This is a genomic window from Streptomyces sp. NPDC002044, assembly GCF_040296725.1.
Lineage (GTDB): Bacteria > Actinomycetota > Actinomycetes > Streptomycetales > Streptomycetaceae > Streptomyces > Streptomyces antarcticus.
On record NZ_JBEOXU010000005.1, the window covers coordinates 81,317 to 105,147 of the forward strand.

Annotated in this window: 24 protein-coding genes and 1 tRNA gene; 13 read left to right on the forward strand and 12 right to left on the reverse strand. The window is 74.6% G+C overall.

Translation table 11 applies throughout. The features are described from left to right. The first annotated feature begins 157 nt into the window (after nt 1–157). Nucleotides 158–231: transfer RNA gene (locus tag ABT106_RS02675), tRNA-Thr, on the forward strand. A 50-nt stretch (nt 232–281) separates the two neighbouring features. On the opposite strand, the gene ABT106_RS02680 is transcribed toward ABT106_RS02675, so the two are convergent. After that, nucleotides 282–1,673 (reverse strand): NAD(P)/FAD-dependent oxidoreductase, encoded by a 1,392-nt coding sequence (locus tag ABT106_RS02680; protein WP_351271188.1) that lies wholly within the window; start codon nt 1,671–1,673, stop codon nt 282–284. A gap of 157 nt (nt 1,674–1,830) precedes the next feature. Between ABT106_RS02680 and ABT106_RS02685 the strand changes: the two genes are divergently transcribed. Next, on the forward strand, nt 1,831–2,568 hold the full coding sequence (locus ABT106_RS02685) for a DsbA family protein (protein WP_351271191.1): 738 nt from the start codon (nt 1,831–1,833) through the stop codon (nt 2,566–2,568). 64 nt (nt 2,569–2,632) lie between these two features. Here the strand turns inward: ABT106_RS02685 and ABT106_RS02690 are convergent, their stop codons facing one another. Continuing rightward, entirely contained in the window at nt 2,633–3,358 is a 726-nt protein-coding gene (locus ABT106_RS02690) for a class I SAM-dependent methyltransferase (RefSeq protein ID WP_351271193.1), read from the reverse strand. Nucleotides 3,359–3,497: 139 nt separating this feature from the next. Here ABT106_RS02690 and ABT106_RS02695 point away from each other — a divergent pair, with 139 nt between their 5' ends. Continuing rightward, nucleotides 3,498–4,439: an aminoglycoside phosphotransferase family protein gene (locus tag ABT106_RS02695; protein ID WP_351271195.1), complete on the forward strand. Its 942-nt coding sequence runs from the start codon at nt 3,498–3,500 to the stop codon at nt 4,437–4,439. Between the two features lie 58 nt (nt 4,440–4,497). After that, entirely contained in the window at nt 4,498–4,974 is a 477-nt protein-coding gene (locus tag ABT106_RS02700; protein ID WP_351271198.1) for a GNAT family N-acetyltransferase, read from the forward strand. A 120-nt stretch (nt 4,975–5,094) separates the two neighbouring features. Here the strand turns inward: ABT106_RS02700 and ABT106_RS02705 are convergent, their stop codons facing one another. Then, complete coding sequence (locus ABT106_RS02705) at nt 5,095–6,087, reverse strand: zinc-binding dehydrogenase (protein WP_351271257.1); 993 nt, start codon at nt 6,085–6,087, stop codon at nt 5,095–5,097. A 145-nt stretch (nt 6,088–6,232) separates the two neighbouring features. Between ABT106_RS02705 and ABT106_RS02710 the strand changes: the two genes are divergently transcribed. Beyond that, nucleotides 6,233–6,973 carry a pentapeptide repeat-containing protein gene (locus ABT106_RS02710; RefSeq protein ID WP_502979174.1) on the forward strand — a complete coding sequence of 247 codons (741 nt, stop codon included), beginning with the start codon at nt 6,233–6,235 and terminating at the stop codon, nt 6,971–6,973. Between the two features lie 103 nt (nt 6,974–7,076). Here the strand turns inward: ABT106_RS02710 and ABT106_RS02715 are convergent, their stop codons facing one another. Genes ABT106_RS02715 through ABT106_RS02725 form a run of 3 tightly spaced genes read right to left on the reverse strand, consistent with a single transcriptional unit; the run spans nt 7,077 to nt 9,534 of the window. Continuing rightward, complete coding sequence (locus ABT106_RS02715; RefSeq protein ID WP_351271200.1) at nt 7,077–7,580, reverse strand: hypothetical protein; 504 nt, start codon at nt 7,578–7,580, stop codon at nt 7,077–7,079. A gap of 53 nt (nt 7,581–7,633) precedes the next feature. Next, the gene (locus ABT106_RS02720) at nt 7,634–8,254 is read right to left on the reverse strand and encodes a response regulator (RefSeq protein WP_351271203.1); all 621 of its coding nucleotides are present in this window, start codon (nt 8,252–8,254) and stop codon (nt 7,634–7,636) included. Beyond that, complete coding sequence (locus ABT106_RS02725) at nt 8,251–9,534, reverse strand: sensor histidine kinase (protein WP_351271206.1); 1,284 nt, start codon at nt 9,532–9,534, stop codon at nt 8,251–8,253. Before ABT106_RS02725 ends, ABT106_RS02720 begins: the two co-directional genes overlap by 4 nt. Before the next feature lie 530 nt (nt 9,535–10,064). Between ABT106_RS02725 and ABT106_RS02730 the strand changes: the two genes are divergently transcribed. Beyond that, nucleotides 10,065–10,619 carry a GlcG/HbpS family heme-binding protein gene (locus tag ABT106_RS02730; protein WP_351271209.1) on the forward strand — a complete coding sequence of 185 codons (555 nt, stop codon included), beginning with the start codon at nt 10,065–10,067 and terminating at the stop codon, nt 10,617–10,619. A 31-nt stretch (nt 10,620–10,650) separates the two neighbouring features. Next, nucleotides 10,651–12,117, forward strand: coding sequence for a M1 family metallopeptidase (locus ABT106_RS02735; protein ID WP_351271211.1), 1,467 nt, complete (start codon nt 10,651–10,653; stop codon nt 12,115–12,117). Between the two features lie 30 nt (nt 12,118–12,147). On the opposite strand, the gene ABT106_RS02740 is transcribed toward ABT106_RS02735, so the two are convergent. Together ABT106_RS02740 and ABT106_RS02745 are read right to left on the reverse strand one after the other, a co-directional pair. Further along, nucleotides 12,148–12,672: a GNAT family N-acetyltransferase gene (locus ABT106_RS02740; RefSeq protein WP_351271214.1), complete on the reverse strand. Its 525-nt coding sequence runs from the start codon at nt 12,670–12,672 to the stop codon at nt 12,148–12,150. A gap of 167 nt (nt 12,673–12,839) precedes the next feature. Then, nucleotides 12,840–13,415, reverse strand: a complete 576-nt coding sequence (locus ABT106_RS02745) for a TerD family protein (RefSeq protein WP_267724528.1) — start codon at nt 13,413–13,415, stop codon at nt 12,840–12,842. A gap of 139 nt (nt 13,416–13,554) precedes the next feature. On the opposite strand from ABT106_RS02745, the gene arfB reads away from it, so the two are divergent. After that, nucleotides 13,555–13,980, forward strand: a complete 426-nt coding sequence (gene arfB, locus ABT106_RS02750) for an alternative ribosome rescue aminoacyl-tRNA hydrolase ArfB (RefSeq protein ID WP_351271218.1) — start codon at nt 13,555–13,557, stop codon at nt 13,978–13,980. Between the two features lie 140 nt (nt 13,981–14,120). On the opposite strand, the gene ABT106_RS02755 is transcribed toward arfB, so the two are convergent. Then, nucleotides 14,121–14,690, reverse strand: coding sequence for a flavin reductase family protein (locus tag ABT106_RS02755; RefSeq protein WP_351271221.1), 570 nt, complete (start codon nt 14,688–14,690; stop codon nt 14,121–14,123). 300 nt (nt 14,691–14,990) lie between these two features. On the opposite strand from ABT106_RS02755, the gene cdgB reads away from it, so the two are divergent. Together cdgB and ABT106_RS02765 are read left to right on the forward strand one after the other, a co-directional pair. Continuing rightward, a complete protein-coding gene (gene cdgB / locus ABT106_RS02760; RefSeq protein WP_351271224.1) occupies nt 14,991–16,721 on the forward strand; it encodes a diguanylate cyclase CdgB in 1,731 nt (576 codons plus the stop codon). A 68-nt stretch (nt 16,722–16,789) separates the two neighbouring features. Beyond that, on the forward strand, nt 16,790–17,842 hold the full coding sequence (locus ABT106_RS02765; protein WP_351271227.1) for a CBM35 domain-containing protein: 1,053 nt from the start codon (nt 16,790–16,792) through the stop codon (nt 17,840–17,842). A gap of 29 nt (nt 17,843–17,871) precedes the next feature. Here the strand turns inward: ABT106_RS02765 and ABT106_RS02770 are convergent, their stop codons facing one another. The 3 genes from ABT106_RS02770 to ABT106_RS02780 form a co-directional block, all read right to left on the reverse strand. Then, nucleotides 17,872–18,789, reverse strand: coding sequence for a 1-phosphofructokinase family hexose kinase (locus ABT106_RS02770; protein WP_351271230.1), 918 nt, complete (start codon nt 18,787–18,789; stop codon nt 17,872–17,874). A 108-nt stretch (nt 18,790–18,897) separates the two neighbouring features. Next, entirely contained in the window at nt 18,898–20,061 is a 1,164-nt protein-coding gene (gene nagA, locus ABT106_RS02775) for an N-acetylglucosamine-6-phosphate deacetylase (protein WP_351271233.1), read from the reverse strand. After that, a complete protein-coding gene (locus ABT106_RS02780; RefSeq protein WP_351271262.1) occupies nt 20,061–20,993 on the reverse strand; it encodes an ROK family protein in 933 nt (310 codons plus the stop codon). The genes nagA and ABT106_RS02780 overlap by 1 nt, the downstream gene beginning before the upstream one ends. 200 nt (nt 20,994–21,193) lie before the next feature. Here ABT106_RS02780 and ABT106_RS02785 point away from each other — a divergent pair, with 200 nt between their 5' ends. The 3 genes from ABT106_RS02785 to otsB all read left to right on the forward strand — a co-directional run bounded on the left by ABT106_RS02785 (nt 21,194) and on the right by otsB (nt 23,712). Next, nucleotides 21,194–22,495, forward strand: coding sequence for an extracellular solute-binding protein (locus ABT106_RS02785; protein ID WP_502979175.1), 1,302 nt, complete (start codon nt 21,194–21,196; stop codon nt 22,493–22,495). 57 nt (nt 22,496–22,552) lie between these two features. After that, the gene (locus ABT106_RS02790; protein WP_267724545.1) at nt 22,553–22,789 is read left to right on the forward strand and encodes a DUF3263 domain-containing protein; all 237 of its coding nucleotides are present in this window, start codon (nt 22,553–22,555) and stop codon (nt 22,787–22,789) included. Between the two features lie 74 nt (nt 22,790–22,863). Continuing rightward, nucleotides 22,864–23,712: a trehalose-phosphatase gene (gene otsB / locus ABT106_RS02795; RefSeq protein ID WP_351271236.1), complete on the forward strand. Its 849-nt coding sequence runs from the start codon at nt 22,864–22,866 to the stop codon at nt 23,710–23,712. The last annotated feature ends 119 nt before the right edge of the window (nt 23,713–23,831 follow it).

Consider the following 23,831-nt stretch of genomic DNA (forward strand, 5'->3'; position numbering starts at 1 on the left):
CTACCCGCCCGGACGGCTCCTGTCAGCACCCTGGCCGCCCGGATTGCCGGTCCGGCGTGCTTCCGTGCGCCCTCGCGCGCGGCTGGACGGGCCGCCCGGCGGCGCCGACAACGTGATGGTCCCGGTAAGTGGCCTCTGTGTAGAGTGAGAGCGCCTTGCCTCCTTAGCTCAGCTGGCCAGAGCGCCGCTCTTGTAAAGCGGGGGTCGTCGGTTCGAACCCGACAGGGGGCTCCGCGCACGAAGGCCCCGGACGGTCACCGTCCGGGGCCTTCGTCGTGCCGTCAGTGGCGGCCCGCGACGCGGTCGGCCAGGCGGGCCAGGGGGGTCGTCCGCGCACTGCCGGTGGACGCCTCGCGGCGGTCCGCCGCGCGGTAGGCCGCGTACAGGGCGTGGACGCCGAGCCAGCGCAGCGGTTCCGGCTCCCAGCGGCGGACGCGGTGGCCGACCCAGGGCAGCTCGGTCAGGCCGGTGGACTCGCCGAGGACCAGGTCGCGCAGGGTGCGGGCGGCGAGGTTGGAGGTGGCGACGCCCGAGCCGACGTAACCGCCCGCCCAGCCGAGGCCGGTGGCGCGGTCGAGGCTGACGGTGGCGCACCAGTCGCGGGGGACGCCGAGGACGCCGGACCAGGCGTGGGTGATCTCCGTACCCGCGAGCCGGGGGAAGAAGGACGTGAGGAGGTCGGTCAGGGCGGCGATGGTGGCCGGCTCGGTGCGCCCGGTGTTCCCGGCGCCCGCCGCGCGCGATCCGAAGCGGTACGGGGCGCCGCGGCCGCCGATCGCGATGCGGCCGTCGGCGGTGCGCTGGGCGTACATGTAGGCGTGGGCCGTGTCGCCGAGGGTGGCGGCGTCCGACCAGTTGAGGGAGTCCCAGACCGCGGCGGGGAGCGGGGCCGTCACGATCATCGAGGAGTTCATCGGCAGCCACGAGCGCCGCTGCCCCTTGAGGGCCGCGGTGAACCCCTCGGTGCAGCGCAGGACGTGGGGGGCGCGGACGGTTCCGTACGGGGTGACGGCCCGGCCGGGGGCGATCCCCGTGACGGGGGTGGACTCGTGGATGACGACGCCGAGGCGCTCGCAGGCGGCGGCCAGTCCCGTGACCAGTTTGAGGGGGTGGATGCGGGCGCCGTGCGGGGTCCAGCTGGAGCCGAGCGCGCCGGCGACGTCGACGCGGGCCCGGGTGGCGGCGGCGTCGTACAGCTCGCGGTCGGTCTCGCCGAAGGAGAGCTCGTTGGCGTGGAAGGCCCGCAGGCGGGTGAGCTGGGCGGGGGTGCGGGCGACTTCGAGGACCCCGCCGCGGTGGACGTCGGCGTCGATGCCCTCCGCGGCGGCGGTGTCGATGACCTCGGTGACGGTGTCGTTCATGGCCTGCTGGAGGCGCAGGGCCGCCGGGTGGCCGTGGAGGGCGGCGTACCGGTCGCGGCCGGCGATGCCGTTGTAGAGCCAGCCCCCGTTGCGGCCGGAGGCGCCGTAGCCGCAGAACGCCTGTTCCAGGACGGTGACGCGCAGGTCGGGGGCGGCGCGCTTGAGGTAGTAGGCGGTCCAGAGGCCGGTGTAGCCGCCGCCGACGATGACGACGTCGGCGGTGGCGTGGGCGGTCAGGGGGGCGCGGGGTGGGGCGGCCGGGGCGTTGGGGTCGGTCGCGTACCAGAAGGAGATGCCGCCGTTGATCGTCATGGGGGAGTTGCTACACCCGGTTCGGAAGGGGTGTCCAGGGGCGGAGTGTCGTGTTCCGAGGCCGGATCGGAGGCCGAAAGACCGATGCGGGGGCGGGGCGGTCATCCGTACGGTGGGCCGGGGCATTTGTCGTTGTATGTACGGAGAGGTGCGGTTCATGGCGCGGGTACGGAAGGCAGGGCGCGCGGGCCGCGCCGTCGTGGCGGCCGCGGTGGCGGCCCTCCTCGGCGGGGCCGTGGCGGGCTGCGGGGGCGGGAGCGGTGGCGCGGACGCGCGGGCGGACCCCGACGCGTCCTTCGCCGTACGGACCAGCCCGTTCGCCGGCCGGCTGGCGAAGCTGCCGGCCCGGGTGGAGGGCGGGACGGTCGTGGTGGGCGCGCCGGACGCGCCGCACACGGTGCAGGTGCTCGTCGACCCGCACTGCGGTTACTGCGCGAAGTTCGAGCGGACCGGCGGCGAGGCGCTGCTCAAGCTGGCGGGCGACGGCGGGCTGAAGGTCCAGTACGTACTCGCCTCGTTCCTCGACGAGCGGGGCAGCGGCTCCGGGATCGCCGTGAACGCGCTGCGGGCGTCGGTGGACAAGGGGAAGTTCGCCGAGTACCAGGCGGCGCTGTTCGCGAGCCAGCCGAAGGGGCGGTTCACGGACGAGCTGCTGCTGCGGATCGCCGACGGCGTGCCGGGGCTGCGCGGTGCGGGCGACTTCGACAAGGCCGTCGCGGAGCAGACGTACGAGGCGTGGGTGGGCGAGGCCGCCGAGGCGTTCCGCGCGACCGGTGCGCGGGGGACGCCGATGGTGCTGCTGGACGGGAAGCCCCTGCCGGCGCGCGCCGCCGGGTCGATCTTCGACGGGGCGGCGCTCGCCGCGGCGCTCAGGGAGGCCGGCGTCGGCGGGTAGCGGGTGGGGGTGGGGGCGCCCGGTCCGGCGCTGCGGGTGCGTGCCCGGCGCGGGCCGGTGTGCGTCAGGCGCGGCCCGCGACGAACCAGCGGGCGGGCAGTTCCACGGGGGAGCCGTCCGCCCGGTTCTCGCTCATCGCGAGGGTGGTGGGCCCCTCCTCCAGCACGGCGAGGCCGGCGGCGCGCAGCAGGGCGCCGACCTCGCCCTCGGCGACTTCGCCGGGGCGGAGGTCGTGTTCCTTGACGCGGCGCAGCTTCGGGGAAGGGCCGCCGGGCTGTTCGGCGATGGCGGCGATGACCCGCTTGGCGTCGCCGGTCGGCTCCAGGACGAGGGCGCGGCCGCGGGCGCCGAGGAGGGCGGCGACGGCGGCGGCGACGGCGGGGCGGTCCTCGGGGTCGCTCTGGTGGAGGACGGCCCGCATGTAGACGTTGCTGTCGCCGAGGCGGACGTGCAGGGCGCGCGCCTGGGCCTGGTCCGTGTCGGCGAGGTTCAGCTGCTCGTACGCGGCGGTGCCCGCCGGATCGCCGCGGCGGGCGTGGGCGACGGCGGCGGCCGAGAGGTCGACGCCGACGGCGCGGGGGAAGCGGGTGGCGAGGTAGCGCGTCTGGGTGCCGTTGCCGCAGCCGAGGTCGGCGATGGGGAGGGACGGGTCGGCGTACGGGGTGAGACGGGGGAGGTCGCGTGCGGCGGTGAGGGCGGGGTCGGCGTCCCAGAAGGGCTCGCCCGGTTCGCCGGAGCTCTGCTCCCAGAAGCCGTCCCAGGACGTGCGGTAGCGGTCGGACACGGTCATGCGCTCTCCCTCGTACGGTCTGCCGGCGGGGTGTGCCACCGGTGCTGCGCGCGAACGTTTCGTACGCGTATATGCGTGGCTTGTGCGTGCTCGTGCGCCGTGTGGTTACCCCGGAAGGAGCCGTCGTAGCCTCGGGGCCATGGTCGACAGGGTCGAGGACATCGAGAAGGTCGCGGTCGAGGAGATCCCGGAGGGGCTGGTCGAGGCGCAGGCGACGTACGGCGGGGCGGCGGGCCGGGAGTTCATCGCCGCGCTGCCGGCGCTGGCGGGGCGGTTCCTGGAGCGGTGGGAGCTGCGGCGTACGGGGCCCGGGATGCACGGTGTGGCGGCGCTGGTGCTGCCGGTGGAGCGGGCGGACGGGACGCCGGCGGCGCTGAAGCTGCAGCCGGTGGACGAGGAGACGGCCGGGGAGCCGGTGGCGCTGCGGGCGTGGGACGGAGACGGCGCCGTACGGCTGTGGGAGCACGACGCGGCGTCGGGGGCGATGCTGCTGGAGCGGCTGGACGAGCGGCGGCCGCTGACGGCGGTCGCGGAGCGGGACCCGCGCGCGGCGGTGGCGGTGGTCGCCGGGCTGCTGGCACGGCTGACGGCGACGCCGGCCCCGGCGGGGCTGCGGGGGCTCGGCGCGATGGCGGCCGGAATGCTGGAGGACGTACCGGGGGCGCTGGGGCGGCTCGCGGACGGGCGGGACCGGAGGGTGCTGGCGGACTGCGCGGCGGCCCTGGCGGAGGTGGCGGGGGAGCCCGGGGACCGGCTGCTGCACTGGGACCTGCACTACGGCAACGTGCTGGGCGGCGGAGACGGGGGCCGCGGGGAGTGGCTGGCGATCGACCCGAAGCCGCTGGCGGGGGACGCGGGTTTCGAGCTGCTGCCGGCGCTCGTGAACAACTTCGCGGCGGGGGAGGTGCGGTGGCGGTTCGACCTCCTGGCGGAGGTGCTGGGCCTGGACCGGGAACGGGCGCGGGCGTGGACGCTGGGACGGGTGCTGCAGAACTGCCTGTGGGAGGTGGAGGACGGGGAGGAACGGCTGCCGCGGGAGCAACGGGCGGTGGCGGAGCTGCTGATGGGGCGGAACGTGTAGTGCCCGGGGACGTGCAGTGCCCGGGAGGTGCCGGGGCCGGGGTGTCTAGAGTGCGGGCATGATCCGTAACGCGTGTGTCGCCGACGTTCCCGTCATCCGGGACATGATCCGAGAGCTGGCGGAGTACGAGAAGGAGCCGGGGGAGGCCCGCGCGACCGAGGAGCAGCTGCGGGAGGCGCTGTTCGGGGAGCGGCCGGCGGTGTTCGGGCTCATCGCGGAGTCGGAGGCGGGGGAGCCCGTCGGGTTCGCGGTGTGGTTCCTGAGCTTCTCGACGTGGCGCGGGGCGCACGGGATCTACTTGGAGGACCTGTACGTACGCCCCGGCGCGCGCGGGGGCGGCCACGGCAAGGCGCTGCTGGCGGAACTGGCGCGGACGTGCGTGGAGCGGGGGTACGAGCGGCTCGAGTGGTCGGTCCTCGACTGGAACACGCCCGCGGTCGACTTCTACCGGTCGGTCGGGGCGGTGCCGATGGACGGGTGGTCGGTGAACCGCCTGACGGGCGGCGCGCTGCGGGGGCTCGCGGGGACGCAGTGACCGGCGCACCGGACCCTTCGCCGCCGGGACCACGTGTCGCCGGACCTCTCGTCGCCCGGACCCCTCGTCGCCCGGATCCTGGCGGGGGTCGGGATCCGCTCGGGGCCGCCGGTGGCCGGGTCAGGGTTCCAGGATGACCTTGCCCGTGGTCGCGCGGGTTTCCAGGGCGCGGTGGGCGGCGGCCGCTTCGGCGAGGGGGAAGCGGGTGAGGGCCGGGCGGAGGCGGCCGGCGGCCGCTTCGGCGAGGGCGCGGGTTTCCAGGGTGCGCAGCGGGTCGGGGGTGCCGACGAGCCGGAACATGGCCGGGCCGAGGACCTGCCGGGTGGTGATGCCGCGGGCGGTCAGGGCGGCTTCCTCGGCGTCGGTGAGGGTGAGCGGTCCGGCGGACCAGCCGAAGACGAGGCGCAGGGCGCCGGGGGCGAGCAGGTCCAGGGCGGTGCGGGTGACGGGGCCGCCGACGGAGTCGAAGAGGACGGTGGCGCCGCCGGGGTGGTGGGCCCGGACCGCGTCGGACCAGGCGGGGTCGGTGTAGTCGAGGGCGAGGTGGGCGCCGTTCGCGGCGGCCCGGGCCGTCTTGTCGGGGCCGCCGGCGAGGGCGATGACGGTCGCTCCGGCGCTGACGGCGTACTGGACGAGCAGGGTGCCGATGCCGCCGGCGGCGGCGGGGATCAGGGCGACGCTGTCCGGGCCGAGGTCGGTGAACTGGAGGATGCCGAGGGCGGTGCGGCCGGTGCCGATCATGGCGACGGCCTCGGCCGGGTCCAGGCCCGGCGGTACGGGGTGCAGCCGGCCGGCGTCGGCGACGGCGTACTCGGCGTACCCGCCGGGGGCGAGACCGAGGTGGACGACGACGTCGCGGCCGAGCCAGGCGGGGTCGGTGCCGGGGCCGAGGGCGTCGACGGTGCCGGCGACTTCGCGGCCCGGAACGGTGGGCAGCTCGGGGAGGGCGGGGAACGGGCCCCGGTTGCCCTCGCGCAGGGCGGTGTCGAGGAGGTGCACCCCGGCGGCGGCCACGGCGATGCGGACCTGGCCGGGGGCCGGGACGGGAGTGGGGGCGGACTCGTGGACGAGGTTCTCGGCGGGACCGAAGGCGTGGAGGCGGACGGCGCGCATGGGCGGCGGCGGGGGTGTCGGCGCGGCGGCGGGGGCGGATGTCCGGGCGGGGGCGGGGTTCGGTGTCGTCATGGGTCCAGGCTGTGACCTCGACCGCGGTTGAGGTCAAGGGGGTGCTGTCGGTGCGGTGCGTCAGGATGGGCGGATGGCGCGAAACGGGCAGCAGCAGCGGACGGCGGAGTCGGCGGAGTCGGCGGAGTCGGCGAAGGCCGTGAGGGCGGCGAACGCCGTGAGGGCGGTGAAGGCGGCGAAGCGGCCGGAGGTGCGGCTGCCGGAGCTGGCGGTGTGGGCGGATGGCGAGCTGGAGCCGGACGGGGACTACGACGGGGTGGAGTTCGCCGACCTGGACCTGACGGGCCAGGAGGGGGCCGGCGCGCGGTTCATGGACTGTGCGGTGCGGCGCTGCGTACTGGACGAGGCGGGACTGGCGAAGGCGCGGGTCCTGGACTCGCTGCTGGAGGGGGTCCGGGGGGTGGGTACGGACCTGTCCGGGGCGTCCTTGCGGGACGTGGAGCTGACCGATGCCCGGCTGGGCGGGGTGCAGATGCACGGGGCGGTGCTGGAGCGGGTGGTGGTGCGCGGAGGGAAGATCGACTACCTGAACCTGCGCAAGGCGCGGCTCAAGGACGTGGTGTTCGAGGGGTGCGTGCTGGTGGAGCCGGACTTCGCGGGCGCGGTCCTGGAACGGGTGGAGTTCCGGGACTGCGCGCTGCGGGGGGTGGACTTCACCGCCGCGCGGATGACGGACGTGGACCTGCGGGCCGCCGCCGTGCTGGAGATCGCGCGCGGGGTGGAGGCGTTGTCCGGGGCGGTGATCAGCCCGGCGCAGCTGTTCGACCTGGCGCCGGCGTTGGCTGTGCAGCTGGGGGTGCGGGTGGTCGCGTAGCGGCGGTTCGGGGAGGCGCGGGGCTCCGCCCCGGACCCCGCGCCTCAAACGCCGGCGGGGCTGGATTTTGGCCGGTGGGGTTGGGGGCTTTGGGTGGGTGGGGTTAGGCCGGGACGCGGGGGAAGCGGGACTGGAGGGTCCAGATGGCCGGGTTGTCGGCGAGGCCCTCGTGCATGTCGACCAGGTCCGCGATGACGTCGTGCAGGAAGTCGCGGGCCTCGCGGCGCAGCAGGCGGTGGCCGAAGGTCAGCGGCGCCTCCTCGGCCGGCATCCAGTCGGCCTCGACGTCGACCCACCCGAAGCGGCGCTCGAAGAGCATCCGGTCCGTGGACTCGGTGAAGTCGAGTTCGGCGTACTGGCGGTGGGCGGATCGGTTGCCGCGCGGGTCCTGGTCGAGCTGCTCGACGATGTCGCACAGGGCCCAGGCGAAGTCCAGTACGGGAACCCATCCCCAGGCTGTGGATACTTCCCGGTCCGCATGGGTGTCGGCGAGGTAGACGTCCCCGCAGAACAGGTCGTGGCGCAGGGTGTGGACGTCCGCCGAGCGGTAGTCGGTCTGCGGGGGGTCCGGGAAGCGCCGGGAGAGGGAGTAGCCGATGTCGAGCACGTACCCGATGGTGTCACGGGTCCGGGCCGCCCCCGCCCCCGGCCGTACGGGTACTACGGGAGGAGGCGTTGTTCCTTGGCCACCGCGACGGCGCCCGCGCGGGTGTCGACGCCGAGCTTGTCGTAGATCCGGCCCAGGTGGGTCTTGACCGTGGCCTCGCTGATGAACAGGGCCCGCGCGATGTCCCGGTTGCCGAGGCCGCGGGCCAGCTGCCCGAGGATGTCCAGCTCGCGGTCGGTCAGGGTGGGGCGGGTGCCGCGCAGCTGGGCCATCACCCGGCTGGCCACCGGCGGGGAGAGGGTGGTGCGGCCGGCGGCCGCGGAGTGGATGGCGGCGAAGAGCTCTTCGGGCCGCTCCGCCTTCAGGAGGTAGCCGGTGGCGCCCGCGCCGATGGCGCGGGTGATGTCGGCGTCCGTGTCGTACGTGGTGAGGACCAGGACGTGCGGGGGCTCCGGCAGCGCCGTGATGCGGCGGGTGGCCTCCACGCCGTCGATGCCCTCGCCCAGCTGGAGGTCCATCAGGACCACGTCGGGCCGGAGTCTGGCGGCCAGGGCGACCGCCTCCTCGCCGCTGCCCGCCTCGCCGAGCACTTCGATGTCCGGCTCGCTGCCGAGCAGGGCCAGCAGTCCGGCGCGGACCACGACGTGGTCGTCGCAGAGCAGGATCGTCGTCATCCGGTGGACTCCAGGGGGATGGCCGCGGAGAGGACGGTGCCTTCTCCGGGCGTGGATTCGATGGTCAGGGTGCCGCCCAGCTGGCGTACGCGGGCGCGCATCGCCGGGAGGCCGTGGCCGCGGTCGGGGGCGCCGGTGCGGCTGCCGGTGCCGGGACCCGTGCCGGTGCCGGGGCCGGTGGGGGGCTCGGCGAAGCCGTGGCCGTCGTCGGCGACGTCCAGGACGACCTGGTCGCCCAGGAAGCTGAGGGTGAGGGCGGCGGTACGGGCGCCGGAGTGCTCGCGGACGTTGGCCAGTGCTCCCTGGGCGATGCGCAGCAGGGCCGACTGGACGCGGTCGGGGAGCGGCGCCGGGGTGCCTTCGAGGTGGAAGCGGACCTCGATGTGCGGGCCGGCGTCCAGGGCGCGCAGGGCGTCGGCGAGGCCGGCGCCGTCCGCGAGTTCGGACGGGGCCAGGTCGTGGACGAGGCGGCGGGCCTCGGCGAGGCCGCGTGCGGTGATGCCGGTGGCGGTACGGACGTGCGCGCGGGCGGTGGCGGGGTCGGTGTCCCAGGTGCGGTCGGCGGCCTGGAGCAGCATCTGCTGGCTGGAGAGGTTCTGGGCGAGGGTGTCGTGGATCTCCATGGACAGCCGCTGCCGTTCGGCGAGGGTGCCTTCGCGGCGCTCGGTGGCGGCCAGTTCCCGGCGGGTGCGGATGAGGTCGTCGATCAGGGCCCGCTGGGCCTCGGCCTGGCGCTCCGTGTGGACGAAGACGGCGGTGGCGAGGGCGGCCACGGCGGGCGGGGCGAGGAGCAGATTCGGGTCGAAGGCGGTGGCGAGCTGGAGCTGGGCGATGACGACGAAGGTGGTCAGGAGGGCGACGAGGACGATCGCCGCGCGGGGGCGCAGCGTGCGCAGGGCGGTGTAGAAGAGCGGGACGGCGCACCAGGCGAAGCTGGGCGCGAGCAGGACGAGGACCACCCAGGTGGCCACGACCAGGCCGAGCCAGAGCAGCCGTCCCAGGGGCGGGGCCGGAGCGTTGGCCACGGGGGCGGCGGGGGCCGCGGTGGCGGCGCCCCCGGCGGCCCGGGCGCCGGGGGGCGGGGTGGCGCCGACCGCGGGGCCGAGCACGTACAGCAGGGAGAGCATGATGCTGAGCGCGATGATCCACGGGGTGCGGGGTTCGCCGGGGTGGCGGAGCAGGAACCGGGCCAGGGACGCACCGAGGAGCAGGAAGAACGCCGCGTGCGTGACGGTGGCCAGGGTGCGGGTGTCCGGTCGCCGCGGTGGGGGGTGGCTCACGGGGGTTTCTCCTGGGGTGGGGGGCGCGGCCCTCCCATCCTGCCGGGTCCTCGCGGGGCGGCGCGGGTCCTCGCGGGGCGGCGCGGGCGGGTACGGGTACGGCTGCGCCGCGCCGCGGGTACGGGCGGGGCATGGTGCGGGCGGACGGGGACGGAGGCCCCTGGCCGGGGCCGGGGGCACGGACCGGGGGACGCGGTCCCGGCGCCCTGGCCCGCGCCGTGCGTGCGTGCGTGCGGGCTGCGGGCGAACCGGCGAACCGGCGACCCGGCGAGCCGGCCGGGGCGGGTTGACCCGGTGCCCGGCGCCGCCGGGTGGGTGTCAGCCAATACCGGAGTCGGGGGCCGCGCATCGGCCGATCGGCTGACCCCCGGGTCAACCGGTGCGGTCGCCGGCGGGAGCCGGTACGGGGACGGGCCGGCGGGGGTTCCGGGCCCAGGCTTGGAGCAGTGAAGGAGCCGGCCCGCACCGCACCAGCGGAGCGGGAGGCACCACCCGATGCCGCCCCCGTGTCACCGTCCTCAGGAGCAGAGATGAACACCCGTACCCGCGTCCTCACCGGTACCGCCCTCGCAGCCGTCATCGGCGCCGGGACCTTCGGGGCCGTCAGCGCCAGTGCCACCGCCGCCCCGGCCGCCCCGGCCCCGGCCGCCGCCGCGGCGAAGAAGGACGACGACCGCAACTTCACCACCTCGACCCACCTCACCGTCGACGCCGCCACCCGCGCCGCCCGGGCCGCGCTGGCCGCCGCCGAGAAGGAGAACCAGCGGGTGACGGTCGCGGTCGTCGACCGCAACGGCAACACCATCGTCACCCTGCGCGGCGACGGCGCGGGCCCGCAGTCCTACGAGTCGGCCGAGCGCAAGGCCTTCACCGCCGTGTCCTGGAACGCACCGACCTCCGTCCTCGCGGGCCGCCTCGCCCAGACCCCGAACCTGAAGGACATCCCCGGCACCCTCTTCCTCGGCGGCGGCACCCCGGTGCAGGCCAAGGGCGCCCCGGTGGCCGGCATCGGTGTCGCCGGCGCCCCCAGCGGCGACCTGGACGAGAAGTTCGCCCAGGCCGGCGTGGACGCGCTGGGCAAGTAGCCCGTCACCTCCCCCGCTTAGGATCGAGTGCGTGGAACACCCCGCCCGATCCCGCTCCTCCCGCCTCGCCGTCCCGGCCGCGGCCGCCCTCCTCGCCCTCACCGCGGCGTGTACGGGCGGCACCGTGCAGGGGCGGCCGGGTGCGTCGGGCCTGCGCGACCCGTACTTCCCCAAGGCCGGGAACGGCGGCTACCAGGTCGAGCACTACGCGCTGGACCTGGACTACGAACCCGTCGGCAACCGGCTGCGCGGCCGGGCCGTCATCACCGCCCGCGCCGGGCAGGGCCTCAGCTCCTTCAACCTGGACCTGAGCGGGCTGCGCGTCGACGGCGTGACCGTGGGGGGCGAGGCCGCCCGGTTCAACCGCACCGGGAACGAACTGACGGTGCGTCCCGCCGAGGACCTGAAGAAGGGCGAGGTCTTCCGTACGGAGGTCGCCTACAGCGGCCACCCGAAGGCCCTCACCGATCCGGACGGCTCCAAGGAAGGCTGGATCACCACCTCGGGAGGCACCGGGAGCGCGGCCGGTGCGGCCGGTGCGGCCGGTGCGGTCGGCGTCGGCGAGCCGGTCGGCTCGATGACGTGGTTCCCCGGCAACCACCACCCCAGCGACAAGGCGGCGTACGACATCACGCTGACCGTCCCGGACGGCTACGAGGCCGTGTCGAACGGCGCGCTGCGCTCCCGCACCCCGGCCGGAGCCGGCCGGACCGCCTTCGCGTGGCACAGCCCGGAGCCGATGGCGAGCTACCTGGCCACCGCCGTCGTCGGGAAGTACCGGGTGACGACGGGACGCACGCCCTCGGGTGTGGCCCTCTACAACGCCGTGACGCCCGACGAGGCCGCCGGCAGCGCCGGGGTGCTCGCGCGGCTGCCGGAGATGGTGGAGTGGGGCAGCGGCCGGTTCGGCCCGTACCCCTTCGGCACGGCGGGCGCCGTCGTGCTGCCCGCCGGAACGCTGGCCTACGCGCTGGAGACGCAGACCAAACCCGTCTTCCCGGGCGCCCTCGGCAGCGAGGAACTCCTCCTGCACGAGCTGGCCCACCAGTGGTTCGGCAACTCGGTCTCGCCGGAGTCCTGGAAGGACATGTGGCTGAACGAGGGCTTCGCCACCTACGCCGAGTGGCTGTGGACCGAGGAGCACGACGGACCCACGGCGCAGGAGGAGTTCGACGCCTTCCTGGAAGGCGACACGGACGTCGACGAGAACGCAGACTCCGACTGGGACGCCTTCCCGCCGGCCGCCCCGCCGGGGCCCGCGGACATCTCCGGGAACCCGGTGTACTACCGCGGCGCGATGGTGCTGCACCGCGTCCGGCAGGAGGTGGGCGACGAGAAGTTCTTCGCGCTCCTGCGCGGCTGGGCCGCCGAACACCGGCACGGGAACGCGAGCACGGCCGACTTCACCGCCTACGCGGAGAAGACGACGGGACACGACCTGAAGGACGTCTGGGACGTCTGGCTGTACGGCAAGGACCGGCCGGCCGCGCCCCGCTAGTTCCCCCCAAGGGCCCACCGGCCCACCGGTCTACGGGGCTTCGAGCGGCTTGCGCAGCACCGCGCAGTCGCGGCCCGGCTCGCGGTCCTTGGCCCGGCGCAGGACGGTGTACCCCTGGGACTCCCAGAAGGCGAGGGCGTTCGGGTTGTTGTCCAGCACCGCGAGCCGCAGGCCGGTGCGCCCGGCCGCGCGGAAACGGTCCTCGACCAGGCCGGCCACGACGCGGCCGTACCCCTCCCGGTGCGCGGTGGCGTCGATCAGCAGCAGCCCGATCCACGGGTCGGGGTCCCCGGACGCCGGGTCGGGATGGTGGGCGAGGGTGGTGGCCAGGCCGACCAGCCGGCCGGCCGAGCGGGCGAGGAGGACCTCGGCGCCGTCGCGGGAGAGTTCGTCGGCGAGGGCGGCCGCGACCTGCTCGACCGTGATGCGGCCGGGGTCGGGGAAATCGCCGCTCAGTTCGAAGAACGCGTGGTTCGTCGCGTAGAGGGTGGCGATCTCGGTGAGGACCGGGCCGGGCAGGGCGCCGTCCAGGGGGACGAGCGGGTGGAGGATCACCTGACGAACGGTAGCGAAGCCCCCTCCCCGGACGGCCGGGAGGGGGCTTCACCAGCGCGGGCGTCCGCCGCGCGGCCCGGACGGGGCCGCCCGGGCGGGTCCGTGCGGCAGCCCGCGAGGACCGGTCGTACGGACCGGTCCGCGCGGGGCCGCCGGCGCGGGGTGGATCAGACGTTGACGCCGAAGTCCTGCGCGATGCCGGTGAGACCGGAGGCGTAGCCCTGGCCGACCGCGCGGAACTTCCACTCGGCGCCGTTGCGGTAGAGCTCGCCGAAGACCATGGCGGTCTCGGTCGCCGCGTCCTCGGAGAGGTCGTAGCGGGCGATCTCGGTGCCGCCGGCCTGGTTCACGACGCGGATGTACGCGTTGCGGACCTGGCCGAAGTTCTGGTTGCGGGTCTCCGCGTCGTAGATGGAGACCGGGAAGACGATCTTGTCCACGTCGGCCGGCAGGCCGGCGAGGTTGACGTTGATGGCCTCGTCGTCGCCCGCGCCCTCGCCGGTGCGGTTGTCACCGGTGTGGACGATGGTCTGGTCCGGGGTGGACTTGTTGTTGAAGAAGACGAAGTGGCCGTCGGAGACGACCTTTCCGGTCGCGTTGACCGCGATGGCCGAGGCGTCGAGGTCGAAGTCGACACCGGTGGTGGTGCGGGTGTCCCAGCCGAGGCCGACCGTGACGGCAGCCAGACCGGGGGCCTCCTTCGAGAGCGAGACGTTGCCGCCCTTGGACAGGCTTACAGCCATGGGAATGTCCCTTTCCTCATCCAACATGCACGTACAGGCGGTCAAAGTACCGCTGCTCCCTCTAACGCGAGGAGGGGCCTGCCGGGTTCCCGGAGGAAATAAGGGTGACGGAGCGGCCGCGGGCACGGATCATAGGGGCATGCCTGGTCCCTATGTCATCCGCGGTTCGGTCGCGCTCCCCGAGTCGGAGCTCGCCTGGCGTTTCTCGCGTTCCTCGGGGCCCGGCGGACAGCACGTGAACACCTCGGACTCCCGCGCCGAGCTGCTCTTCGACCTGGCGGCGACCAAGGCGCTGCCCGAGGTGTGGAAGGAGCGGGCGCTGGAGCGGCTCGCCTCGCGCCTCGTCGACGGGATCGTGACCGTACGGGCCTCCGAGCACCGCTCGCAGCTGCGCAACCGGGAGATGGCGCTGGTCCGGCTGGCCTCGCTGCTCGCCGAGGCGACGGCGCCGCCGCCGCGGCAGCGCCGGGCGACGAAGATCCCTCGCGGGATCAACGAGCGCCGGCTGCGCGAGAAGAAGGCCAGGGCGCAGACCAAGCGGGGCCGTACCGGCCGCGACTGGTAGCGCACCGGCCACCGCATGCGCCCCCGGCCGCCCCGCACGCCCCAACGGCCGCCGTGCGCGCCGCGCACCTGGGCGCGCGTCCCGCTCGCCGAGCCGAGCCCGCCGAGCCGAGCCCGCCGAGCCCGCCGAGCCCCGCCCCGCTACTGCCCGAGGTGCCGGTAGCGCCCGCGGAAGTACGTGAGCGGCGGCGAGTCCGGCGACGGCAGTCCCGCCGTCAGCACGCGGCCGACGACCAGGGTGTGGTCGCCCGCCTCCACGCGGTTCTCCGTACGGCATTCGAGGGTGGCCAGGGCGCCGGTCAGCAGCGGGGCGCCGGAGACCTCGCCGCGTACGTACGGCAGGTCCGCGAACAGCAGGCGGTCGCTGATGCGGTTCTTCATGGAGAAGCGGCCCGCGATCTGGAGCTGCTGGTCGGCGAGCACCGAGACCGCCCACAGCGGCTGCTCCGCCAGCAGGTCGTCCATCCGGGAGCCCTCGCGCAGGCTCACCACCACCAGCGGCGGGTCGAGGGATACGGACATGAAGGCGGTCGCCGTCATGCCGACGTCCTCGCCGCGCGGTCCGGCGGCCGTCAGGGGGGCCTCGTGCGCGGTGATCAGGCACACGCCTGCCGCCAGCCGGGCCATCGCGGCCCGGAACTCGTCATTGCTCACGCCCTCAGCATGGGGGGTTCGCTCGGGCAGGGTGGTTCCGGAGGTCGTCTGGGGCACGGTGAAACGCTAATCCCGCGCCGTGCGGCGCACATCGGGCCCTGGTCCGAGTCGCGCCCCCGCCTCTCGGCCTAGGCCCGGGCGTATCGTTTGCTCCCGGGAATGAGGGGGAGCGCTCCCAGCCCGGGGAGGCCCGTTGCGTACTCTTATTCATCTCATGTGACTTGAGTCACAGAGAGCAAGATTTGTTGACCCTGTGTACCTGCCGCACAGCTCACTGTGATTCAGTGGACGGGACACCGCAACGAAACGCCGATGACAAACCTGGAGTTGCTGTCGAGGTCTCGGGGAGAGCGAGCAATGGAGACCGAGTCGGAGCCGTACGTCCGTCTTGCGACCCTGCGGCAGCTGCACCGGGTGGTGGCCGAGCTCAATACGGCCCGGAGCCTGGCGGACACCCTGCAGACCGTCGTGGACGGCATCGTCGTGGGGCTCGGCTACGAACTCGCCTGTGTCAACCTCGTACGCCCTGACGGGGACCTGGTCGTCGCGGCCTTCGCCGGGGACCCGGCCGCCGAGGCCCTGATCACCGGCCGGGTCGGCTCCCGTGCCTCCTGGGACCGCCGCCTGACGATGGGCGAGAACTGGGACGGCCTCCGCTTCATCCCGCACACCGAGGGCTGGGTCCTCATGGAGGACGACGTCCCCCAGTGGCACACCGAGGGGCCCGAACCGCGGTTCGAGGACGAGTGGCACCCCGAGGACCGGCTCTACGCACCCATGTACGCGTCCGGCGGGGAACTTCTGGGTGTCATTTCGGTGGACAGGCCGCGCAACGGGCGCCGCCCCGGGGCCTGGGGCCGCGAAGCGCTCCAGATGTACGCCTTCCAGGCGGCGATCGCGATCAGCAACGCCAGGCTCCGCGCGAACATGCAGCGGGCCCTGGTCCGGCTGGAACGCGAGCAGCAGGCGCTCCGGGCCAGTGAGGAGTCGTTCCGCCAGGCCTTCGAGTACGCGCCCAGCGGCATGGCCATCGCCGAGATGGGCGGGGACCAGCACGGCCGGCTGCTGCGGACCAACGACGCGCTGTGCCGGCTGCTGGGAAGACCGGCCTCGGTGCTGCGCCGGTACTCCTTCTCCGACCTGGTCCACCCCGAGGACATCGGCACCCTGCTGCGCACCTCCGCCGAGGGCGGCCGGGCCGAGCTGCGCCTCGGCCGCCGCGACGGCACGTACGTATGGGTCTCGCTGCGCAACTCCGTGGTGGCGGACGCCGCCGACGGGCCGCGGTTCCTGCTGACCCACGTCGAGGACATCGAGGAGCGCAAGCGGCACGAGCTCCAGCTCGCCCACCGGGCCAGCCACGATTCGCTGACCGGCCTGCCCAACAGCGCCGAACTCAGATCCCGGCTCGGGGCCCGGCTGTGCCGCCGTCCCCAGTCCGTACGGGCCACGGCCGTCGAGGCCCTGGACGCGGCCTACGAGGGGCGTGAGGTGCGTACGGGGTACGAGGTGCACGGGGCGGCGGGTGGTGCGGGTGAGCACGGCTTTCAGCCCGACGGCACCGACGGCACCGACCGGTTCGCCGGGGCCGACTCCTTCGAGTTCCCCGGGGCGGTGGCGGCCCCGGCGGACGGGCCGTACGACCACCACGTGCACACGGTGGCGCCCGCGACCGACATCGACGACGGGACGAAGGGGCTCGCGGTGCTCTTCTGCGACCTCGACGGCTTCAAGTCGATCAACGACCGGTTCGGGCACCACACGGGCGACGCGGTCCTGATCGAGGTCGCCCGGAGGCTGACGACCGGCGTCAGGGACGGCGACACCGTGGCCCGGCTGGGCGGTGACGAGTTCGTCGTCCTCGCCGACGGCCTGGGCGCCGCGGACGCCGCCGACCTCGCGGTCCGGCTGCGGAACGCGATCATCCCGCCGATCCGGGTCGACGGCCGCGCGGTGCGCGTGGGGGCGAGTTTCGGGATCGGATGGGCGAGCTGCGGGATGTCCGCGGACGAGGTGCTGCGCTCCGCCGACCAGCGGATGTACATCGAGAAGCGGTCGCGGTCCAAGTCCCACCGCCGGGCCGGATGAGGCGATCGGCCGCTCGTGGGCGCACGCGTTCGGGGTAGGCTCCCGGGGGTCGAAAGGAGTGACCTGCGATGACGACGCCCGCGAACAACGGCTCGCACAGTGGGGCGAACAAGCCCGAGGACGACGATCCGTTCGGCTACCTCTACGAGGACGGCCAGGCAGCCGGTGCCACCCCGCCCGGGCAGGGCGGATACGGCTACCCCGGCCCGGGCGGCGGTCACCCCGGTACGCAGCCCGGCGTCCCGCGGACCTCCCACCACCAGGTGCGCACGGTCGGCGACCGCAGGAGCAGCGGCGGCCCGCGGGGCCCCGTTCCCCAGCAGGGCCAGCCGTCCTACCAGGCGCAGTACCAGGCTCCCGAGGCCCTCCAGGCCGGCGGCTACGGCGTTCCGCCGCAGCCGGGCGGCTCGGCGCAGTCCTCCCAGACCCAGGCCATCGCCTCGCACGGCGGCGGCGGGGGCCACGGCCACGGCGGTGGCGGCGGTCGCGGCGGCGGCGCCAACCGCAAGGGCCTGCTCATCGCGGCGGTCGCGGTGGTCGGCGTGGTCGTGCTCGGCATCGGCGCGGCCCTGGCCTTCGGCGGCGGCGGCAAGGAGAAGGCCGACGACAAGGCCGACGACGGCGGCGGTCAGCAGTCGGCCGCCCCGCAGAACCCGGCGTCCCCGGTTCCGAGCGGCTCTCCCAAGCCCTCCGAGGCCCCGCTCCCGAAGGGCGAGGCGGCCGGCGCGGGCATGTCCATCACCGGCGGCGCGGCCCTGGAGAGCACCGTGCCGGGGGCGAAGAGCTCGGGCGGCCAGTACGTGGGCCGGTTCAACCAGCCCGGCGCGGCCGTGACGTGGACCCTGGACGTCCCCAAGGCCGGGAAGTACAAGTTCTACGTGCGGTTCGGCATCCCGGGCGAGGACGCCAACGGCACGCTGACCGTCAACGGCAAGGCCAACGAGGCGCCGATCAGCATGCGCAACTTCGCCAAGTCGCCCAAGGGCGACTGGGAGAAGGGCTGGCAGACGACCTGGGGTCAGGTCAACCTCGAGAAGGGCGCCAACACGATCAAGCTGTCGTGCGAGGCCGGCAACAGCTGCAACGTCAACATCGACCAGCTGTGGCTGGAGCAGTTCTGATCCCCCGGCCCGCCCGGTGACGACACCCCCTAGACCGCGGTGACCTTCACCGACCCCCGTACCTCCTCGTAGGTGCGGGGGTCGAACTCTCCCGCCACCGGGGCGAGGACCGTCGCCGCCGAGAGGGCGACCGCGCGCGTCAGGCGGGCCGGCCAGTCCAGGCCCTCCGCCAGGGCGGACAGCAGGCCCGCGACCGCGGAGTCGCCGGCTCCGGTGGGGTTGCCCGCCAGCGGGTGCGGCGGGGCGGCCCGCCAGACCCCCTCGGGGGTGGCGGCCAGCAGTCCGGCCGGGCCGAGCGAGGCGACCACCGCGCGGGCGCCCCGGCGGCGGGCGTCGCGGGTGGCGGGGAGCGGGTCGCGGGACCCGGTGAGCTCCGCCAGCTCGGCGGCGTTCGGCTTGATGACCTCCGGGCGGGCGGCGACCCCGCGGCGCAGGGCCTCGCCGCCGGTGTCCAGGAGCACCGGGACCCCGGCCGCGCGGGCGGCCCGTACGAGGACGGCGTACGCGCCCACCGGCACGCCCGGGGGGAGGCTGCCGCACAGGGCGACGGCCCCGGCGCCGGCCAGCAGGGCGTCGTACCGGGCCAGGAACGCCGACCACTCCGGAGCGGTGATCAGCGGGCCCGGCTCGTTGAACTGCGTGGTGTCCCCGGAGGCCGTGTCGACCACGGCCAGGGTGCGGCGGGTGGTGCCCGCGCAGGGGACCAGCGCGTCGCTCACCCCGGGGGAGCGGGCCAGCAGTTCCCGTACGACGGCGCCGGTCCGGCCGCCCGCGAAGCCGGTGGCGGTGACCTCGTGGCCGAGCGCGGCCAGGACGCGGGCCACGTTGAGGCCCTTGCCGCCGGGGCGTTCGGCGACGTCCGAGACGCGGTGCGAGGCGTGCGGGAGCAGCCGCGGCACGCGGTAGGTGACGTCGAGCGCCGTGTTGAGCGTGACGGTCAGGATCATGGGCACTCCCGGGTCTGTTGCTGCCGGGATCATGCCAAACGGAAGGCGGCCGGCCCAGTCCTGCGGGCCGTCCGCCTTGCCTGCGTGTCCTGCCGGTGTCACGAACCGTCAGGAACGGCCCCGCACGGCCGGGGTGACGATCCATTCGCCGCGCCGCATGACGCCCTTGACGTCGAACGCGGCGTCGAGGACGACCAGGTCGGCGTACTTGCCGGCCTCCAGCGAGCCGATCCGGTCGTACAGGCCGATCAGCTGGGCCGGGTTCGCGGAGATCGCCTGGACCACGGACTCCACCGGCAGCCGGTCCACGGTCACCGACCGCTTGAAGGCGGTGTCCAGGGTGAGGGTGGAACCGGCGATGGAGCCGCCCTCCACGAGCCGGGCCACGCCCTGCTTGACCTCGACCTCCAGCGGGCCGAGGTGGTAGGTCCCGTCGCCGAAGCCGGCCGCGTCCATCGCGTCGGTGATCAGCGCCACGCGGTGCGCGCCGGCGTGGTGGAAGGCCAGCTCCAGCATGGCCGGGTGCAGGTGGACGCCGTCGTTGATCAGCTCGACGGTGACCCGCTCGTCCTCCAGCAGTGCCGCGATGGGTCCCGGGGCGCGGTGCTCCAGGCCCGGCATGGCGTTGTAGAGGTGGGTGGCCACGGTCGCGCCCGCGTCGATGGCCTGGCGCGTCTGCTCGTAGGTGGAGTCCGTGTGGCCGATGGCCGCGATGACCCCGTGCTCGGCGAGGAGCCGTACGGAGTCCAGGCCGCCCGGCAGCTCGGTGGCGAGGGTGAACATCCGGGCGGCGCCCTGGGCGGCGTCGACCAGCTTGCGGACCTCGGCCGGGTCGGGGTCGCGGAGCAGCTCCTCCTTGTGCGCGCCCTTGCGGCAGGGGTTGATGAACGGCCCCTCGAAGTGGATGCCCGCGATCTCGCCCTGCTGGGTCAGCTCGGCGAGCAGTCCGGCGCGGCGGGCGAGTTCGTCCAGGTCCCCGGTGACGGTGGAGGCGACGAGGGTGGTGGTGCCGTGTTCGCGGTGGGTCCGTACGCCCTTGAGGACCTCCTCGGGGGTGCCGGAGGTGAACGAGGCGCCGCCACCGCCGTGGTTGTGCACGTCCACGAAGCCGGGGACGATCCAGTGCCCGGACAGGTCCAGGACGTCGGCGCCCTCCCGGGAGCTGCCGGCGATGCGGTCGCCGTCGACGATGACCCGGCCGTTGGCGACGGTCCCGGTGGGCAGCACCACCCTGGCGCCGGAGAGAACGATGCTGTGAGCGCTTCCGGACATCAGGCGGGTACCTCCGTGGCGAGTAGGTCCCAGGCGAGCAGCCCTGCGCCCAGGCATCCGGCCGTGTCCCCGAGGGCCGCCGGAACGATGTGCGGCAGCCGCTGGAACGTCACGCGCTCCTCGACGGCCGCCCGTAGTGGTGTGAACAAGGTTTCCCCGGCCTCGGCCAGCCCGCCACCGATGATCAGCGTGCGCGGGTCCAGCAGGGTGATCGCGGTGACCAGCCCGTCGGCGAGCGCGCCGACGGCCGCGAGCCAGACCTCGCGGGCCCGCTCGTCACCGGCCTCGACGGCCTTGGCGCAGTGCGCCGCGTCCGCCCCGGGGTCGCCGCAGGCCGCCGCCCACGCGCGCGAGACGGCGGAGGCGGAGGCGAGGGTCTCCAGGCAGCCGTGCTGGCCGCAGCCGCAGGCGGGGCCGCCCGGGCGCACCACGATGTGGCCGATCTCGCCCGCGTACCCGTGGGCGCCGGCCTCGATGCGGCCCGCGATCCCGATGGCGCCGGCGATGCCGGTGCCCAGCGGGACGAAGAGGAAGCGGTCGGCGCCCCGCCCGGCGCCGATGCGGCCCTCGGCGAGGCCGCCCGTGCGGACGTCGTGGCCCAGGGCCACCGGGATGCCGCCGAGGCGTCTGCCGATCAGCTCGCGCAGGGGGACGTCGCGCCAGCCCAGGTTCGCCGCGTAGACGGCGATCCCGTTCTCGGCGTCGACGATGCCGGGTACGGCGACGCCGGCGGCCGACGCGGGCCGCCCGAAGCGCTCCACGCCGGTGCGCAGCAGCTCCGCGGCGAAGTCCTGGATCGTCTCGACGACGGCGTCGGGTCCCCGCTCGCGGCCGGTGGCGCGGCGCGCCTCGTGCAGCAGGGTGCCGTCCTCGGCGACGAGGGCGGCCTTCATCCCGGTGCCGCCCACATCGAGGGCGATGACGTGTTTCACGGGTTTCACAGGTGACAGTCTCGCGTGCTCGACGGGGAAAGGTCTAGTCCATTGGGAGGGATTGTTGAGTGGCCATACAAAATCGGGGCCCCGGTCCGGATACGAAGCGGACACGGACCGCGCCCGGGATGTGGACCAGTGGCCAAAGTGGTGTAGACCTTACGTGGATCGTACGTACAACAAGGGGTGGAACGAGAACTGTGAAGCGCCGTTACCTGAGCCTGGCCGCCTCCGGCGCCGCACTCTGCCTGACGGGCGTGACGCTGACGGGCTGCGGAGCCGTCGACGGACTCGCCGGTGACAACGAGGTGACCCTGCGGGTCGTGGCGGCCGACTACGGGGACAATCCGCAGAACTCCTCCGCCGCGTACTGGAAGGACCTCGGCGACGCCTTCACCAAGCAGCACCCCGGCATCAAGGTCGAGGTCAGCGTCTTCAACTGGTCCGAGGTCGACGCCAAGGTCGCCGCGATGGTCAAGGCCGGGAAGGCCCCCGACATCGCCCAGATCGGCGCCTACGCCGACTACGCGGCCGACGGCAAGCTGTACACCGCGGACGAACTGCTCTCCGTGAAGACCGAGGCGGACTTCCTGGCGCCGCTCGCCGACGCGGGCAAGGTCAAGCGGGTCCAGTACGGCCTGCCCTTCGTCGCCAGCACCCGGCTGCTCTTCTACAACGAGAAGCTGCTCGGCGACGCCGGGATCGTCCCCAAGGACGGGAAGACCGCCTGGCAGCCGAAGAGCTGGAGCGACCTGGAGGCCGCGGCGAAGAAGCTGAAGGGCTCGGGCGTCCCGACTCCCTTCGCGCTGCCGCTGGGCCGCGAGGAGGCCCAGGCCGAGACGATGATGTGGATGCTCGCGGGCGGCGGCGGCTACACGGACAACGAGGAGAACTACTCCCTCGACTCCGCCGACAACACCAAGACGCTGGAGTTCCTGCGCGACAAGCTCGTCGGACAGGGCCTGACCGGCTCGGTCGAGCCGGGCAAGCTGGACCGCCAGGCCGCCTTCGACGCCTTCGTGCGCGGCGAGGTCGGCATGCTCAACGGCCACCCGACCCTGCTCAAGCAGGCCGGCGAGCGGGGCGTGAAGTTCGGCATGGTGGCCCTGCCGACCGCGGACGGCACCGAGCACTCGGCGATGGGCGTCGCGGACTGGGTGATGGCCTTCAAGAACGGGCACCGCAAGGAGTCCGGCAGGTTCCTCGACTACCTGTACGAGGCGAAGAACGTGACGGCCTTCACCGCGAAGTACGACCTGCTGCCGGTCACCACGAGCGGCTACCGGGCCGCCGAGGCGGCCACGGGCGGCTCCTCCCCGCAGCTCAAAACGTTCCTGGCGGCCCTGCCGAACTCCCGGCTCTACCCGGTCGGCAAGAAGTCCTGGGCGGGCGTGAGCGAGGACATCAAGCAGAAGATCGGCAAGACCGTGCAGCCGGGCGGCCAGCCCGCGAAGGTGCTGGAGGAGATCGCCACGGCGGCCCGCAAGGCCGACCCGAGCTGACCGGGACGCCGGTACGCCCCGCGGGCCGGTGTCGGAGGGCGGCGTTAATCTGGCGGTATGACGGACGAGGGGCGGCTGACGGCCACGGAGGCCGAGGTGCTCGCGTACGAGGCACGCACCTGGCCCGGACCCGGCGCCAAGGAGCGGGCGGTGCGCGAGGGACTGGGGATGACCCCGGTCCGGTACTACCAGCTGCTCAACGCGCTGATGGACGATCCCCGGGCGCTCGCCCACGCCCCGGGCACGGTGAACCGGCTGCGCCGCATCCGCGAAGCCCAGCGGGCGCGGCGGTGACCGTCCGGGGCGGGCCGCAGCGGGCGGGTACCGCGCCGTAGCCGTCGCTCCGCTCGCCCGTTAGGGTCGTCCGTATGGGGAGCCATCCGCACGACCTGCCGATGCCCGTCACCGCAGCCGGACGCGAGGGCCTGGAAGCCCTGCTCCGCGCGCCCCGCCGGTCCGTGGTCGCCCTCGACTTCGACGGCACCCTGGCCGACATCGTTCCCGACCCCGACCAGGCCCGCGCCCACCCCGGAGCCGTACCGGCCCTGGCCGCGCTGGCCCCCGAGGTCGCCTCCGTCGCCGTGGTCACCGGCCGCCCGGCGGGCGTCGCCGTCCGCTACGGCGGCTTCGCCGGCGTCCCCGGACTCGAACACCTCGTGGTCCTCGGGCACTACGGCGCCGAGCGCTGGGACGCCGTCACCGGCACCGTCCACGCCCCGGCCGAGCATCCCGGGGTCGCGGCGGTCCGGGCGGAGCTGCCGGGGTTCCTGGAGTCGATCGGGGCCTGGCGCGGCACCTGGATCGAGGAGAAGGGCCAGGCGCTGGCCGTCCACACCCGGCGCGCCGCCGACCCCGCCGCCGCCTTCGACGCCCTGCGTGAGCCGCTGGCCGACCTGGCCGCACGGCACGGGCTGATGGTGGAGCCCGGCCGGGCCGTGCTGGAGCTGCGGCCCCCGGGCATGGACAAGGGCGTCGCGCTGACCGAGTTCCTGGAGGAGACCGGCGCCGAGGCCGTGCTGTACGCCGGGGACGACCTGGGCGACCTCGCCGCCTACGCCGCCGTCGAGAAGCGGCGGACCGACGGGCACCCGGGGCTGCTGGTGTGCAGCGGCTCCGCGGACGTCCCGGAACTGGCCTCGCGGGCCGACATCGTGCTCGCCGGCCCCGCCGAGGTCGTCGCCCTGCTGGCCGCCCTGGCGGACGCGCTGCGGCCTTGACCCCCGCGCCGGGGGGGGGGGGGGGGGGGGGGGGGGGGCCCCGCCCCCCCCCCCCCCCCCCCGGCGCCGGGGGGGCGGGGGCGGGGGCGCCGGGGGGGGGGGGGGGGGGGGCCCCACCC